This is a genomic window from Luxibacter massiliensis (assembly GCF_900604355.1).
GTDB lineage: Bacteria > Bacillota > Clostridia > Lachnospirales > Lachnospiraceae > Luxibacter > Luxibacter massiliensis.
Window position 1 is genome coordinate 2,710,486 of sequence record NZ_UWOE01000001.1, and the last position, 15,866, is coordinate 2,726,351.

Consider the following 15,866-nt stretch of genomic DNA (forward strand, 5'->3'; position numbering starts at 1 on the left):
CTAACTCAGCCTGGTTATCTCAATATCTGGATAAATCCTTTCCATATCTTCCTTCATAAAAAAGCCCGTCTCTTCTCTAAGGGCGGCGGCTGCAGAAATGGCGCTGGCCTTTCTCAGGATTTCCTCGATGCCCAACCCTTCACTTAACCCCAGGGCAAACCCTGCTATCATAGAATCGCCGCATCCCACAGTATTCACCGCATCAATTTTGGGCACCCTAGCCTGATAGATTCCTTGTCCGCATACTACAAAGGAACCATCCCCACCCAGGGAAACTGCCACAATTTCTACCCCCCTGTTGTGAATTTCCTTGGCTGCCTCTACCATGTCTTCCATATTGGCACAAGACTTTCCGGTAAGCATTCTGATTTCATCAATATTGGGTTTGATCATAGTCGGACATGCATCAATTCCCATTTCCAGAAGTTTCCCGCTGGTGTCCAGAATCACCTTTTTCCCAGCTTCCCTCACGATTTTTACCAGTTTCTGATATGCCGTCCCATCCAACCCTTTAGGTACACTGCCGGACATAGTAACAACATCCGCCCGTTGTACAAGATTTTGAAATTTTTCCTGAAAGCCTTTAAAATCTTCCTCTGTCACCGTAAAACCTGGTTCCAGGAACTCTGTCTGTACATGGTTTACCGCATCCCATATATTAATGCAGGAACGGCTCTCCGAAGCCAGGTGATAAAATGCACTCTTCACATGGAAAGGCAGCAGGGATTCTTCTATATAATTGCCCGCATGACCTCCCACAAAACCTGTCGCAACTACCTCTGCCCCGGCGATGGCGGCAGGTTTAGATACATTCAGTCCCTTGCCCCCAGGTGTATAGGCGCACTCTTTTACCCTATTTACTTCCCCAGCCTGAAAACCTTCTACAACATAGCGTTTGTCAATCGCAGCATTCAACGTCACTGTCAATATCATCTCAAGTCCTCCTACTCTTCATTCATGAGGAGAACCTTCCCCTTGACAAGGCCTGGCGTCTTAAACATCTGAAAGGCCTCCTGGGCTTCACACATCGGCATCTTTTTATAGATGAAACCTGGGTCAAACTTAAGCTGCCCAGTGGCAAAATAATGTGCGGTCAGATCCCACTCTTTTCCCGGAAACGGAGAACTGTACGACATCCATGAGCCTGTCAGCTTAAATTCCTTTCTGTTCATGTTCTCCCACATTGCAGGCGTAAAGGTCAGATCCACATGAGGCGTCCCGATAAAACATACATTTGCTTTATTAGCTGCCAGTTCAAAAGCCATATACATCGTGGGGGCCTGCCCTGCCGTCTCATAAACATAGGCATAACCTTTGCCTCCTGTAATTGCCTTCGCCTCCTCCATGTAATTCTCCTTCGCTGTATTTATTACCTCATCAGCGCCGAGACGTTTAGCCAGCTCCAGCCTTTCCTCACTGATGTCAAATACAACCACCTTTTTAGAACCGAAGATTTTTGCCCACTGCATAGTGAACATGCCGATTGTGCCTCCGCCCAGGATTGCAACACACTGCCCTCCCTGGTAATCATTTTGCAGAAGTCCATGAAGAGCCACTGTAGATGGTTCGAACATGGCCCCCTGCTCATAGGAAATACTCTTGTCAAATACAACCGCATTCTGCTCAGGGATCACAACGTAGTCCGCATTACTCCCCTGCTGCCTGGAACCGATAAAACTATAATGCTTGCAGAGAGAAAAATTTCCATTCTGGCAGTCGTCACACTTCATACATGGAAGGAGGGGCGCCCCTGATACCCTGTCCCCTATCTTTACCTTAGTGACATCCTCCCCTACTTCTACCACATCCCCCGCAAACTCGTGGCCCAGGACGATTGGATAAAAATGTACCCCATTGTGCAGGACTCTTGGTATATCTGACCCGCAAATGCCGGAAACCCTGACCTTTACCTTTACTTCACCAGGGCCTGCCTTGGGTTCCTCATAGTCCAGGTACTGGACATCCTCATTTGCACATACAACTGCTGCTTTCATTTTATCTTCCTCCCATCTTCATTGTTTCTTTTAAATTATGGTAAAGTTCCAGATATATTTTATAGTTCTCATCGTACACATCCCTGTTGGCCTCCTGAGGCTTGTGGGATCTCCTGTCTTTTACCGTAAGGGAAACTGCTTCCTCGAAACTCCCGTACATCCCCACGCCTACGCCCGCAAGAATGACGGCTCCCAGTGTGGTTGCTGTGTCTGAAGAAGGCACAATAACCGGCTTGCCTGTAATATCTGATTTAATCTGTGTCCAGAGCAGGGAATTAGCGGAGCCGCCCATGGCACGCAGTACCTGTACCTTTGCGCCGGCCTCCTCTGCCACATCCAGGTTATGTTTAAGAGAATAAGCCACCCCTTCCATAGCAGAACGGATAAAATGGCCTTTCGTTTTGCTGAAATCCAACCCGTAGTATACACCCTTTGCACTGGGATCCCAGATTGGAGAACGTTCCCCCGACATATAAGGCAGAAATACCATGCCGTCACTTCCAGGGGCCACCGCTTCAGCCTTCTGGTTGAACAATTCCAGAGATGTCCCCCCTTTCCTTCTGGCCTCTTCTCTCTCATAGTCTCCAAACTGCTGTTCCAGCCACCGCATGACACCGCCGCCGCCAACAGTCCCTCCCTGGAGCAGCCATTGTCCCGGAACTACGTGATAACCTAGGATCAGCCTCTCATCCGCAATATAAGTATCTGTACATATACTCATGCCGCCTGCCTGGCCGCCCTGTTCCTGTGTCTCCCCGGGATGGATAACTCCTGCCCCCAAAGTGCCGCAGGCTGCGTCCAACCGCCCGCCACAACAGGGGTGCCTGCCGACAGGCCGCACTGGACTGCCGCCCTCTCAGTTACACTGCCGATGACTTCATGGCATGGATAAATATCTGGAAGCAGTCCGGCTGGAATCCCAAGGCTGCTGCACATATCCACATTCCATGTTCCCCTGCGCATATCAAAACAATGCAGTCCATACCCCTGGGACATATCCTGTGTCATTTTGTCTGTGAGTTTATATGCTATGTAACTGTTTGACTGCAGTATTTTGTATGTATCCTTATATATTTGTGGCAGATTCCTCTGATACCAGATAATTTTAGCAGTTGTGTAGGACGGCTGCAGAGAATTCCCTGACAAGTCAAAAATCTTATCTGCCCCTATTTTACTGTTCAGCTCTTCACAGATATCTGCTGCCCTAGTGTCCATCCAAATGGGGGTATTGGCCAGTACATTTCCAGACTTGTCAACAGGGATTGCCGACCAGCTTTGTCCGTCGATCCCCACGCCTGCAATGTCCTGAGAAGCTATCTTTCCTTTTGACAGCGTTTCTTTAATAGCTGTACAAATAGCGCTCCACCACTCTTCCGGGTTCTGCTCGGCCCATCCCGGCTTAGGATAATACACTGGGTACTCGCCGTTAGCCGCCGCAATCACCTCCCCTTCTCTATTGAAAACCGCAATCTTACATGCACTTGTCCCTATATCTATTCCCAATAAATACTGTTCCATGTCTTCCTCCTTGAAACGTTTCGGTTTTAACCGGTGGACAGCCGCCCCATAACTATATATTAAAGAATATTTCTTCGGTATTGCAGTCCATAATAGATTTTCCCGACACAAAACTTGTCTTAAGCTTTACATTCTCACGGTGCCGGACTGCTTCTCCTCCCAGTCTTTTTAGCATTAGTTCCGATACATGTTTGGCTATATCTTTAGTCGGCTGGGTTACTATACTCAGCTTTGGTATACAGGCTTTTGCAAACTCAATATTGTCAAATCCTATAAAAGATAATTCTTCTGGAATCCGTATCCCAAGTTCATTTATCTGGATAATGGCCCCCATTGTCATTTCATAGTTGGAAACAAATACTGCTGTCATATCTGTCGTCTTACGTACTAACTCTTCCATTGCCGCCGCACCGCCCTCGATGGTATAATCCCCCCGTACGATTAAATTCTCATCCAGGGCAATAGAGGCCTGTTCCATTGCCATACAATAGCCTCGGTATCTTTCCTTGGCAGTGTAAATATTCTCCGGCCCTGCTATCATGCCAATCCTTCGGTGGCCTGCCTTCAGCAGGCGCTCTACCGCATCTCTGGCTGCACCCTCATTATCCACTAATACACAGTCACAGTCTAAATCTTTTAATTTCCTGTCAATCAGCACCACAGGGCGTCCAGATTCTATGAACTTCTCCAAATGCGGGCCCTGATGCCCTGAAGGCATGACAATCAATCCGTCCACCCTCCTGTGCAGTAAGAACTCAGCCGCCTCTTCCTCCCGTTTCCAGTCAGTGCGGCAGTCACAGATCATGGTGGCATATCCCTTGCCGCGCAGCAGATCCTCCACCTCTGTGATAATCTCAGCACAAAAAATATTATTCAGCTCAGGAATAATAATCCCAATAATTTTTGTCTTATTTGTCTTTAACCCCCGGGCAACCTCATTCACCTCAAAGTGAAGCTCCCTGATGGCCTCCTCAATTTTAATCCGGTTTTGCTCTCTGACATTCCCCCCATTAAAATAAGAAGAGACCGTAGCCAGTCCTAATCCCGTCTGCCTGGCAATATCTTTCATCGTCGCTGCCATAGAATCTCTCCTGCCTCACAGCTAGCATATTTGGCTATCTACTTTACTTTGTTGTCACATCCGCACACTTTCATGCGCTCTTTAACCAATTCCTTTACTGCCTCCATGCCCACAACACCTAACTTCTTAGGGTCAAAGGTTTCTGGGTTTTCAGCCAGCAGTTTTTTCCCTGCCCCTGTATAAGCAGCCCTTAACTCTGTCGCAAAATTTACTTTACACATCCCCCGCTGTACACATTCCTTTACATCCTCATCGCTTAGGCCTGAGGCTCCATGAAGTACAAGAGGGACAGAAACTACCTTTTTAATCTCCGAAACTCTTTCTTTATCCAGGACAGGCGTCCCTGCATAGAACCCATGGGCAGTCCCGATAGCAATGGCAAGGGAAGATACTCCTGTCCTCTCTGCAAATTCCTTTGCCTCTGCAGGATCTGTATTGGTATCTGCTTCCGCCTCCAGGTCGTCCTCCTTCCCTCCTACTTTCCCAAGCTCTGCCTCCACCGGTATGCCACATGCCTTTGCTACATCTACAACTTTCTTGCTAAGTGCAATATTGTCTTCCAGGCTTTCATGGGAACCATCAATCATGACCGATGTATACCCTGCTTTAATGGCCTGTACTGCCAACTCAAAACTACTGCCATGGTCCAAATGCAGGCATACTGGTACAGAAGCCTTTTCTGCCTCCGCTGCCACCATTGCAAAGTAAGTCTCTAAGCTCCCATATTTCACTGTTGAGGGAGTAGTCTGCAGCATAACCGGCGCTTTAACTTCCTCCGCCGCAGCAATAACTGCCTTCACCATCTCCATATTTTCAACATTAAAAGCCCCAACTGCATAGCTGCCCTTCTGTGCGTCCAACAACATTTGTTCTGATGTAACTAACGGCATATGTATATCCTCCTTTATATTAAACCGAAACGTTTCGGTTTTTATGGTTTTATAATACTCCTGGTTCTTGCAATTGTCAATCACTACTTTGTATAAATTTTGTTTTTGGTAGTTTCTGCTATTCTGCCATCCTAATTTTTGTGCAGATTCTATGACACACTATGAGATAATTAAGATTTATCCAGAATTTGTTCTGCCATCTTTATCTCCTGTTCATACAGAGACATAAAAAGGCAGCATGTTTCATCGAACACGCCATCCTTTTGTTTCGTAAGAGCCGCCTTGTTAAACCCATTCTTAACCGCCCTCCACTGTTTAAAAAAACTTTCCGACCAAAATAGAGGCGCCCTGTTTGGGGGTATTTTTCTTTTTCTCAGAACAAATCCATATAACCGTCGCCCTTCTGTCAATGCTTCCACGTAACGGGCTGGCAGAAAGGCATTTTCCTCCCCCTTTTGAATCCATGTCTTTGCCTTTTCTAAAAAACGCCTTGCAGCCAGAGGATGTGCTTTCATCACTTCCTCTGCCTGTGATACCAGCAATCTGTCTCCTCTCTCGTATGCAATCTTATTTTCTCTTTGCCGGACAGGAATAATGGCATAAGAAGCAGCAATCAATTCCACTGATGTCAGTTTTTGGCCCCTTATACCATAAGTAGGATCGCAGCATACTTGAGGTTCTGAGGCACTTTTATGGACAATAAGGTAGTGAGGGCCATGCAGAGCGCTAAAAAGAGGATTCCAGGGTATAGAAAAACCATCAATGCCTACAATCATAAACTCCCCCTCTGCACACTCAGCCCATCCCTGTTCTTTATCCTTCCTGGAAACACAGGGTTTTCCTACCCCCATGCCCATAGCATCCAACTCCCTGAACAGTCCTCTGCTCAGAAATGTATGGCAGATAGCCTCATAGCATAACTCACTTTCTGGCCAAAGGCAGGAAAACGCTTCTGCATAATCAATTCCAAATGTATCTGCCAAAGTAATAACACAGTCCAGGTAACAATTGACGCCTGGTATATGGGTGAGCTTCAATGTCTTATTTCCTCCGGATCTATCTTGTTTTTGCCTGTAACTGTTTTATTTATCCCTTCAACCAGGTGAATACGGCGCGGACACTTAAAATCAGCCAGATAACTGGCGCACCATGCCCGTATAGAGTCCAGGGATACTTTATCTGCTGCAGGCACCACATCAGCACAGACGGTTTCCAGGCCCTCCTCATCTTCTGTTCCATATACTACACAGTCCTTTACCAGGGGACAGCTAATCAGGCAAGTCTCCACCTCTTCTGGGTAAACATTGAATCCTCTCACAAGAATCATATTTTTCTTTCTTCCACATATATACAAATATCCATCCTTGTCAAAGTATCCTATATCCCCTGTATGCAGCCAGCCATCCCGCATGATTTCTCTGGTGGCCTCTTCATCCTCATAGTAACCCCGCATAACATTGGGCCCCCGGACTACAATTTCCCCCGGACTGTCTGGCTCATCTGTAAGTCCTCCCTCTGTCTCCAGGCGTATCTCTGCCCCCGGCAGGGGGACTCCTACAGACTCCAGCTTTTCAAAAGGTAATACTTGAAAAGGCTGGGCAATAAGCGGTGATGCTTCTGTCATGCCATATCCAGACCAGAACCTAATTTGGGGGAACGCCTCAGATAAATGTTCTAAAGTGCCGGCTGGAGCCTTGCTGCCGCCAAACCCAAAGTATTTTAATGTAGAAATATCGTAACAGGACGGATGGTCCAATGTCCGGCATATTAACAGCGCTGCGAGAGTACCGCCTTCATAGTGGCTGAGCTTAAAATCCTGCACTGCCCGGTAAAATGAATCTAGAGTAAAATCATCTGCCATGGAGAGCATGGGGAAACCTCTTGTTATACATGAAAAAGCTACCAGCAGGCCGTAAATTCCTGAAAAGGGCGTGCCAAGCACATACCTGGGGTGCGCATCTCCATGCAGCTCATATCCCATATGGTTTAAATATGTATGGACATTATAGTCTATATTGGCCTCCGAGAGGCAGACCAGTTTTGCCCGTCCAGTTGTCCCTGAGGAAGCCAGCAAAAGCATTGTGGAATCAGGGCCGACTGAAGAATTAGACTTCCTAATCTCCTCTATGGTCAATGGTCGAATATCAGAAAGTAATATCTCCTCTGTACACAATAGCAGTGGTGTATCCTGACAATTTTCCACAGCTTTTCTGCAAAGCGATAGGAGCTTTTTCGCAGTAAAGACTACTTTGACAGGTACACGGCTTACTAAATCAGATACCTCTTTTTCCTTTAGCCGGGTGCTTAGAGGCAGGGCAGCCCAGCCTGCCTGCAAAACTGCGAATAAAGCGGCCAGGAAATCACTCCCGTCGGGAAGATAAACGGCAGCAATAGAACCAGCCAAATCACAGGGCAGGCATGCCTGTAGTACTGCTGCCTGACGTGCAAGCTCCCCATAAGAAATAGTTTTTTCTCCCAAGGCTGCTTCCGTATCGTGCCCCCTCCATGTTTGTAAAGCATTTCTAATCATAGCTTCTCCCTTACTTTATTTTCTACTAATAAAAACAATTCTCCCACCACCAGGCAGTTCTCCATCTCCTGCAGCGAAATCGTAATATCAAACCTTTCCTCTAAATCCATAAGTAAGGACACAAAAGCCAGAGAATCCATATGCAGGTCCTGATAGAGATGGGTGGACTCTGTGACCGGGACAGAAAGTATATTCTGCCCATTTATAAATTGAATAATTTCATCCCGTACTGACATTCATTTTCTCCTTTCAAAATCGAGGATCCGCATCTGCCTGCTGATACTACAGTACGGATCCCCCTCAAAATTATTCTATATAAATACCGCCGCTTATGGAGGCGGTCATCTGCTGTTCTTCTGCCATGCCTTCAGCCGTCATACCCATAATAATTACAACTAATGTTCCGGCAGGCAGCATAATATCAAGGCCCTCCGCATTTGCTCTCTTCAATGTGTATTTGGGAATTTCTCTTCCTGAAACGTATGGTGGGAAACGGACAATACTACTTTGTATTACAGTAAATATAAGGCTGTTTGTATCCCCAGTGGCTAAACATACAAATGGATGCAGAGAAACACCTGGTTCCAGAAACAAAGCCTGGCGGTTAGCAAATACACCATATATATTCTGTATGGTACCGTCCTGGGGCATAACAAAAGACGTGGGGTAAGACTGGCTCTCCCCTATCGTTATAATCCCTGAATCCCATTCCCCAGGTGACAGATACGTATAGGATCCGCTGTCACCCCCAAAACCTACATAGGCAATCCGTGATGGATCCCCTGTGTTATCAGTGGCAAGTTCAGCGCCTGATTCATACCTGTTGGAAAAAGAAAAGGGAATTGTGGCGGCAATGGGGCCCCTTTCTCCTGGGAAACCCTGTTCTCCCTGGGGGCCTCTCTCCCCCTGAGGGCCACGTTCTCCCTGGAGGCCTTTCTCTCCCTGAATGCCACGCTCCCCCTGAAAGCCTCTTTCTCCCTGAATCCCAGGATCTCCCTGAGGCCCCCTCTCCCCTTGGATCCCACGTTCCCCTTGTACTCCCCGTTCTCCCTGAGGGCCTCTTTCCCCCTGGATTCCTGGGTCACCCTGGGGGCCTCTCTCCCCCTGGGGGCCGGCAGGCCCGGGTATCCCCACACAGCATGAAGGGCAGCACGATTTATCAGGGGGACAGCACTTCTCTCCATTGTTATTATTACATTGCCATTTATTCATACTAGTATCAGATCTATCATCGTGATACATGAAATTACCTCCAATATAAAAAGATGTATAATATTTACTCAAATTCATTTATATATCATATGAATATTTTCACAAAGATGTGTTATTTAAAATCTATTTTCCACAAAAACATACCCGGCAGCTTGGGTAACCTAGGGCAGCAGTCCAGGAAGCCTTTGGCAAAATTTAAATCAACATATCAATCGAGGAGATTATAAAGGCCACTTGCGAAATACCACATTCTTAATGAGTTGACAGAAAGTGGGGCATCATACATGAGAAGAAAATGTATTGCTATATTTTTTGCCCTATGTCTATTTCTCGGCACTGCGTATTATATTAGCCTGCCTGATTATTCTGTATTTAACGGCATATCATTCAGTAATCAAAATACAAAAGATACTACTTTAAAGACTGTTGTCTACAAATATTGGAATATTAACGATACGATTCACAAAATCGAAAAAAACACAATAAGACCAACATTAGAGGACAAGCGTTTGCTAACGGTGGTGCAGGATATCAGCCGCAGGCTGAGTGCGTTTGAAAGCAGTTAAAAACGGAGAAAAAAGGCAAGCCAAGGCTCTTTAGAAGAAAATGACAGTTTAAAGCGTAAGCAGAAACATTACGAACAGACACGCTGGGGACTTGCCCCCATTGTTGACTGTAATTTTGGTGACATAACCAAACTTGTAACGCTGACATTCAAAGAGAATATCCAAGACATCACCATCACCAACAGAGAATTTAAGTATTTTATCCAGTGATTAAATTATTATTTATACCATACGAAAACCCAGTTATTAAAATACATTGTAACGTGGAAGGGACAGGAACATGGTGTAATCCATCACCATGCTATTTTCTTTGATTTTCCGTACTTAGCAAAAGAAAAAAGTGTTTTTCAAATCTCAAAATCTGAAAATGCCAACAGTAAAAAGGCTAATCCTTACGGATGATATTCTTAAAGATTTACTGCAAGAAAATATCATCTTTCAGAAAGAAGGAGTTGATAAACCAAAAGGAAAGTAAATTGAGAGTGTTTATCCATTATTACCTCTTTTATTTCTGCTAACAACAAACACAACTGGAATCGAACTGCTACAGACATTTTAAAAGCCTATATTTTTCCTTGTCATAAAATGTTATTTTTACTAGAATAAATTAGGCACTATCAGAAAAACGGTAGGCGCTTAGTCCTTCACCAGAGGGACTGAACTCTCTTTTTACATAGAAATCTCTGTAAAGAAAAATCTGCGGAAAAGAGGGCAACTTATGACTGATTTCGAAATGCTCTCCCTCGTACTAATAATACTTAGTATCATTGTTACGATACTGATCGCATACATAAATCATACAAAAAAGTAACCGCCCTCGCCAAAGGTATACGGTTACTTTTTGTAACTAAATAACTTTTGGACTAACCGCTTATCGGTAGTGCCTTTTTCTATTCTCATTTTTACATAATAGCTTTATGTTGTCAAATATAGTTCTTCTATACTGAAAATAATTATAGGGCATTTCAATTTTTTATATAGTAACGGTAGAAAGATATAGACTATACTTTGACCTGCTGTTCCAATTTGTCTTGATGTAAGAATTTTTTAATAATGAGGTGTCAAAATTTAAGAGAATTTTTTCAAGTTAAGTATAATTGCAGCATTGCTAAAGTCAATTAAAAAGTATTTCGGAATACATAGCGATAGAATTACCGCCTTAAGAAAAGCATTTAATTCAAACTTAGGTAGTCTTTTCATTCCATAAAAAAATCCCCCATAAAAAGGAGGAAAAAAATCGGAGTGACGTGATTCGAACACGCGACCTCTACGTCCCGAACGTAGCGCTCTACCAAGCTGAGCCACACTCCGATATAAATACAATATTTTCTGGAAAGAATAATTAAGAATCTGCTTTCGCAGATTCTTAACTACGGATAGAGGACTCGAACCTCTACTAACAGAGTCAGAGTCTGCTGTGCTGCCATTACACCAATCCGCACTAACATATTTTGTCCTTATCGGACGCAACATGGTTATTATATCAGACTTGTACAAAAAATCAACCCCTTTTTTTAATTTTCATCAAATAAAAGTTTAAGGATATTTTTTCTGAAAATTCTGAATATGGACTGCAAAGGGGTCAGACCCTTTTGCAAAAGGGACAGTCCCCTTTGCAGCTCTTATATCTTTTTAATCCGTTCTATAGCCTCAACAGTATGTTCATAACTTCCAAATGCTGTAAGCCTGAAATACCCTTCCCCCCTGGGTCCAAAACCTACGCCGGGGGTTCCAACTATACCTGCATTTTGGAGTAAATAGTCAAAGAATTCCCAGGAAGTCATTTTTCTTGGTGTCTGCAGCCAAATATAAGGTGCATTGATGCCACCAGACGCGCTATAACCCGCTTCCTTTAGGCCTTGGCAGATTACCTTCGCATTTCTCATATAATAATCTATCTGATTTTTAAGTTGTTTTTTCCCCTCCTGGGAATATACTGCTTCGCCGGCCCTCTGAACAATGTACGGGGCACCATTATATTTTGTCCCATGGCGACGCGCCCACAGGGAATGGAGAGTTATGCCGCCGCATTTTAAATCCTTAGGTATAATCGTTGCGCCAAGGCGTACTCCAGTAAAACCGGCATTTTTTGAAAAGCTGCGCAATTCGATTGCACAGCTGCGCGCACCTTCACACTCATAGATTGTATGTGGTATATTTTCCTCTGAAATATACGCTTCGTAGGCGGCATCATAAATGATTACAGCTTTATTTTCATTTGCATAGTCTACCCATTTCTGAAGACATTCTTTTGATATGACAGAACCTGTAGGATTATTAGGGAAGCACAAGTAAATTATATCAGGTACTGTTTTGGGGATTTCCGGTGCAAAATTTGTCTGTGCGGTACAGGGCATATAGACAACATCACTCCATGTCTCTGTCTTAGTATCATAGATCCCAGTTCTCCCAGCCATTACATTTGTATCTACATACACAGGATAAACCGGGTCGCACACAGCAATAATATTATCTGTGCTAAAAATCTCTTGTATATTCCCTGCATCACATTTTGCACCATCAGAAATAAACACCTCATCCGCAGTAATATTACACCCTCGGTTCTGATAGTCATTTATGGCTATGGCATTTCTGAGAAATTCATATCCCAGATCCGGCGCATACCCGTGAAATGAAGCGGCATCCCCCATTTCATCGACTGCTTTATGCAGGGAATCAACGATTGCGGGAGCCAACGGCTGGGTAACGTCCCCAATCCCCAGGCGTATGATTCTTTTGTCCGGGTTTTGTTCTGTATATGCACCCACTTTTTTAGCTATTGTGGAAAACAAATAACTTCCCGGCAGCTTTAAATAATTTGTATTAATTTTAAGCATGATTATCCTCCTTTAACTATCAATTGTCTGCTATAGTACTCTCAATTCCCCGTCAAATACTGTCTCTGCGGGCCCTGTCATAAATACAGTATTGCTTTGCCTGTCCCACTGAATCAAAAGATCCCCGCCCAATAATTTTACGGTTATTTCATTCTCAGTCAGGCCATTTAAGACACAGGCTACAGCCACTGCACAGGCACCTGTGCCACATGCCAATGTCTCTCCTGAACCACGCTCCCACACCCGCATCCGAACAGTATGCCTGTCTAATACTTCCACAAATTCTGTGTTGACACGGTTGGGGAAATATTCATGATGCTCAAATTCAGGCCCGATTTTCTCAATATCCAGGTTATCTATATCATCCATATAAATAATTGCATGTGGATTTCCCATAGATACCCCCGTCATCCTATACTCAGTTCCATCTACAATAATGGGAGCACCTACAATCCGCTCCCCTTCCCCTTTAATTGGTATCTGAGATGGGGTTAAAACCGGTTTTCCCATATTAACCTTTACCAAAACCACCTTACCATTTTCTACTGTTAAATCCAGGTATTTAATACCTGCCAGCGTTTCCACTGAAACTTCTGTCTGCTCAGTCAATCCATAATCGTAGACATACTTTGCCACACAACGTATTCCATTTCCGCACATTTCACCTCTGGATCCATCTGCATTATACATTTCCATTTCAAAATCAGCTTTTTCAGACGGATTAATCAGGATTAACCCATCCGAACCAATTCCAAAATGTCTGTCACTCACCTGTCTGGCTATCTCGGAAGGATTCTCAATCTTTTCCGTAAACCCATTGACATAGACATAATCATTTCCCAATCCCTGCATTTTAGTAAATTTCATGCTATCCCTTCCTTATAATAGAATTTTACTACTTTACCTATGCACTTAGCGCTGCCACACTAATTTTTCTAGCTCTGCACATTGCCCCTTAATCTCAATAATATTTACAGAGATCCCTCTAAGTGAATCCTTGGCCGCTATACCCTATAAAGGGGCATGCCCTGCCTATCAGGGAAGTACATAGGCGACCAGATTACATTTATAATTGAAAAGGGCGTTCTCCTTCTAAAAAGAAAACCCCCTTGCCCTGTTTCATTATAACTACCTGTTATATAAATGTCAAATAAAGTTCTGTGTAAAGGGGACAGACCCTTTTGCAAAAGGGTCTGTCCCCTTTGCACACCATTTTCAGAATATTCTTAAAACAGCCAATGCCTGGCTGCCCATTTCTTCATACCTCTGTTCCACAGCCCTTCTTTCATATTTTGTGACCTCTCCCTGATTCATGGGATCATTAAAATAATAATAATCTTTATTGCCTCCCACCCACAGCAGGCAGTGCTCCTCTGCAGGCCAGGTATAATACTCTCCTGTCTCCAAAAGAGTCCAGCCTCCTCCATGATAGGATGGCTTCATATCAATGGTGGCCCATATTATAGCAGGTACGCCTTTTGCTATATAATCCTCCTCTATCTGTTTCAGCGGTATTCCTGTCAAATCTTTCACCTGTCCTGGGCCTGTTATCTGGGACAAGGCATCATAAATGACAGGGGCGAAACAGCCAAAACCGTTTTCCGACCTTGGATCTCCTATGAAGCTGTTATATGGACTATTCCCATAGTACTGTCCATTTTCTTCATAGTATGTTCCTATCCTTAAATAATCATCGATAAATTCATCCACTGTAACCTGATATCCCTGGTATTTAAGCGCCATAACAGCGGCCACGCTTTCACACCCCGTCGGGTAAGCATCCTGGCCCAGGCGTGGGGCCCAGATCAACTCTTCCAAGCGCCCCGTTTCCTCAGTTTTGTCAGGAGCATTATAATGAAAGTCCCCCTTGTGTGCCTCTGTAGCGTCAGCACTTTCTGTATGCAAGGTTTTTGTATAAAATATGCTGCCCATAGCAAGACTGATATATACAATAAGAAGAAGGACTTTTGTTATGCGCCCCTCTTCATATTCCTTTCCATATTCCGACATAAGCACCGATATTTAACTGGTTTATATCTATTATAATAAAAACAGCTTGTATAATATTCCCCTGCCAGTATAGATTACATATATTGCCCTGTTTTAATTGTAGGAACTATTCAAAATATAGCTATAATTCAACAATCTACGGCAAAGCCGACTTGAGGTTTTATGCTGAAAAATCCCCATCCAAACTGACAATTTTATCTATTGACTACTGCCAAAACCTCATCTCTCTCTGGCATGGACCGTATGGCTCCTTTGCGGGTGGTGATCAAGGCTGCAGCCCCATTGGCAAAAGTAAGCATATCGGCAAGCCGCTCCTCTGTCATGCCGTCAATCCCATATTCCAATACAAAATTCAGGGAGCTTCCACAAAAAGTATCGCCGGCTCCTGTAGTCTCAATTGTATCCATAGAAAAACCGCTTCTCTCCACTCGCATCTCTTTATAATAAGCGCGGCTGCCATCCTTCCCCAGGGTCAGCAGGATCAGCGGGATATTATACTTTTCCTGAAGATACTTTATCCCTTCATCGTAGTCCTCCAATCCAGTTACAAACTGAATCTCATTATCAGAGATTTTTAATATATCACAGTATTGGAACCCATACTCCATCTGCTCCTTTGCCAGCTCCAGGGAGCTCCAGAGCGGAGGGCGTAAGTTCGGGTCAAAAGAAATAAGAAGTCCATTTTCCCTGGCGATTTTAAGCGCCTTTTTTGTAGCTCCCCGCACTCCATCATGGGTCATAGAAAGAGTTCCGAAATGCAACAATCTTGCCTTCTTAATAAATTCAGGGTCAATCTCTTCCTCCGTCAGCATCATATCTGCTCCTGGGTTGCGGTAAAATGAAAACTCTCTGTCTCCATCTGGAAATGTATGTACAAATGCAAGTGTAGTATTCACCTCTGAATCCATCTGGAGGTTAGACGTATCAATGCCCGCTTCATCCAAGGTGTCCTTGAGAAGAACCCCGAAATGATCCCGCCCCACTTTTCCGAGGAAAGCAGTCCTTTTCCCTAGTTTATTCAGCATCGCAAGCACATTACATGGCGCCCCGCCAGGGCATGCTTCAAACATATTATTCCCCTGCTGGCTTTTTCCGTCCATTGTAAAATCAATCAAAAGTTCTCCCATTGCAATCACATCATACTGCTTCTCCATAGCCATAGCTCCTCACTTCTGTATTTATTGTTATTAGTTTAACGCACTTTGTTCTATTCTGCAATCCCATTTAA

13 protein-coding genes, 2 tRNA genes and 1 pseudogene are annotated in these 15,866 nt (G+C 44.3%); 1 reads left to right on the plus strand and 15 read right to left on the minus strand.

The features are described 5' to 3' along the window. The 9 genes and pseudogenes from pfkB to EFA47_RS12445 all read right to left on the minus strand — a co-directional run bounded on the left by pfkB (position 1) and on the right by EFA47_RS12445 (position 9,255). The gene (gene pfkB, locus EFA47_RS12405; RefSeq protein WP_122643570.1) at positions 1–933 is read right to left on the minus strand and encodes a 1-phosphofructokinase; all 933 of its coding nucleotides are present in this window, start codon (positions 931–933) and stop codon (positions 1–3) included. An 11-nt stretch (positions 934–944) separates the two neighbouring features. After that, positions 945–1,994 carry a galactitol-1-phosphate 5-dehydrogenase gene (locus EFA47_RS12410; RefSeq protein ID WP_122643571.1) on the minus strand — a complete coding sequence of 350 codons (1,050 nt, stop codon included), beginning with the start codon at positions 1,992–1,994 and terminating at the stop codon, positions 945–947. A gap of 1 nt (position 1,995) precedes the next feature. After that, positions 1,996–3,512: pseudogene (gene xylB / locus EFA47_RS20495) on the minus strand (xylulokinase). Positions 3,513–3,564: 52 nt separating this feature from the next. After that, entirely contained in the window at positions 3,565–4,593 is a 1,029-nt protein-coding gene (locus EFA47_RS12420) for a LacI family DNA-binding transcriptional regulator (RefSeq protein WP_122643572.1), read from the minus strand. 38 nt (positions 4,594–4,631) lie between these two features. Further along, positions 4,632–5,483 carry a class II fructose-bisphosphate aldolase gene (locus EFA47_RS12425; protein WP_122643573.1) on the minus strand — a complete coding sequence of 284 codons (852 nt, stop codon included), beginning with the start codon at positions 5,481–5,483 and terminating at the stop codon, positions 4,632–4,634. 170 nt (positions 5,484–5,653) lie between these two features. Further along, a complete protein-coding gene (locus EFA47_RS12430; protein WP_122643574.1) occupies positions 5,654–6,520 on the minus strand; it encodes a hypothetical protein in 867 nt (288 codons plus the stop codon). Then, positions 6,517–8,013, minus strand: a complete 1,497-nt coding sequence (locus tag EFA47_RS12435) for a class I adenylate-forming enzyme family protein (protein ID WP_122643575.1) — start codon at positions 8,011–8,013, stop codon at positions 6,517–6,519. Before EFA47_RS12435 ends, EFA47_RS12430 begins: the two co-directional genes overlap by 4 nt. Next, complete coding sequence (locus EFA47_RS12440) at positions 8,010–8,249, minus strand: acyl carrier protein (RefSeq protein ID WP_122643576.1); 240 nt, start codon at positions 8,247–8,249, stop codon at positions 8,010–8,012. The genes EFA47_RS12435 and EFA47_RS12440 overlap by 4 nt, the downstream gene beginning before the upstream one ends. A gap of 70 nt (positions 8,250–8,319) precedes the next feature. After that, positions 8,320–9,255, minus strand: coding sequence for a hypothetical protein (locus EFA47_RS12445; RefSeq protein ID WP_235853260.1), 936 nt, complete (start codon positions 9,253–9,255; stop codon positions 8,320–8,322). 254 nt (positions 9,256–9,509) lie between these two features. On the opposite strand from EFA47_RS12445, the gene EFA47_RS12450 reads away from it, so the two are divergent. Beyond that, a complete protein-coding gene (locus EFA47_RS12450; RefSeq protein ID WP_122643578.1) occupies positions 9,510–9,791 on the plus strand; it encodes a hypothetical protein in 282 nt (93 codons plus the stop codon). A gap of 1,237 nt (positions 9,792–11,028) precedes the next feature. Here the strand turns inward: EFA47_RS12450 and EFA47_RS12460 are convergent. From EFA47_RS12460 to EFA47_RS12485, 6 genes are all read right to left on the minus strand, one after another. Then, positions 11,029–11,102, minus strand: a tRNA-Pro gene (locus EFA47_RS12460). A 59-nt stretch (positions 11,103–11,161) separates the two neighbouring features. Further along, positions 11,162–11,232: transfer RNA gene (locus EFA47_RS12465), tRNA-Gln, on the minus strand. Positions 11,233–11,413: 181 nt separating this feature from the next. Continuing rightward, complete coding sequence (locus EFA47_RS12470) at positions 11,414–12,628, minus strand: LL-diaminopimelate aminotransferase (protein ID WP_122643579.1); 1,215 nt, start codon at positions 12,626–12,628, stop codon at positions 11,414–11,416. Between the two features lie 30 nt (positions 12,629–12,658). Continuing rightward, positions 12,659–13,495, minus strand: a complete 837-nt coding sequence (dapF, locus tag EFA47_RS12475; RefSeq protein ID WP_122643580.1) for a diaminopimelate epimerase — start codon at positions 13,493–13,495, stop codon at positions 12,659–12,661. A gap of 348 nt (positions 13,496–13,843) precedes the next feature. After that, a complete protein-coding gene (locus EFA47_RS12480) occupies positions 13,844–14,446 on the minus strand; it encodes a C39 family peptidase (RefSeq protein ID WP_164689998.1) in 603 nt (200 codons plus the stop codon). A gap of 386 nt (positions 14,447–14,832) precedes the next feature. Further along, on the minus strand, positions 14,833–15,792 hold the full coding sequence (locus tag EFA47_RS12485; RefSeq protein ID WP_122643582.1) for a carbohydrate kinase family protein: 960 nt from the start codon (positions 15,790–15,792) through the stop codon (positions 14,833–14,835). Between the last annotated feature and the right edge of the window lie 74 nt (positions 15,793–15,866).

Excerpts from the sequence above, each read along its gene's own strand:
- EFA47_RS12445 (WP_235853260.1), bottom strand. The coding sequence starts at position 9,255 with ATGTATCACGATGATAGATCTGATACTAGTATGAATAAATGGCAATGT.
- pfkB (WP_122643570.1), bottom strand. The coding sequence starts at position 933 with ATGATATTGACAGTGACGTTGAATGCTGCGATTGACAAACGCTATGTT.
- dapF (WP_122643580.1), bottom strand. The coding sequence starts at position 13,495 with ATGAAATTTACTAAAATGCAGGGATTGGGAAATGATTATGTCTATGTC.
- EFA47_RS12440 (WP_122643576.1), bottom strand. The coding sequence starts at position 8,249 with ATGTCAGTACGGGATGAAATTATTCAATTTATAAATGGGCAGAATATA.
- EFA47_RS12470 (WP_122643579.1), bottom strand. The coding sequence starts at position 12,628 with ATGCTTAAAATTAATACAAATTATTTAAAGCTGCCGGGAAGTTATTTG.
- EFA47_RS12450 (WP_122643578.1), top strand. The coding sequence starts at position 9,510 with ATGAGAAGAAAATGTATTGCTATATTTTTTGCCCTATGTCTATTTCTC.
- EFA47_RS12420 (WP_122643572.1), bottom strand. The coding sequence starts at position 4,593 with ATGGCAGCGACGATGAAAGATATTGCCAGGCAGACGGGATTAGGACTG.
- EFA47_RS12485 (WP_122643582.1), bottom strand. The coding sequence starts at position 15,792 with ATGGAGAAGCAGTATGATGTGATTGCAATGGGAGAACTTTTGATTGAT.
- EFA47_RS12435 (WP_122643575.1), bottom strand. The coding sequence starts at position 8,013 with ATGATTAGAAATGCTTTACAAACATGGAGGGGGCACGATACGGAAGCA.
- EFA47_RS12425 (WP_122643573.1), bottom strand. The coding sequence starts at position 5,483 with ATGCCGTTAGTTACATCAGAACAAATGTTGTTGGACGCACAGAAGGGC.
- EFA47_RS12410 (WP_122643571.1), bottom strand. The coding sequence starts at position 1,994 with ATGAAAGCAGCAGTTGTATGTGCAAATGAGGATGTCCAGTACCTGGAC.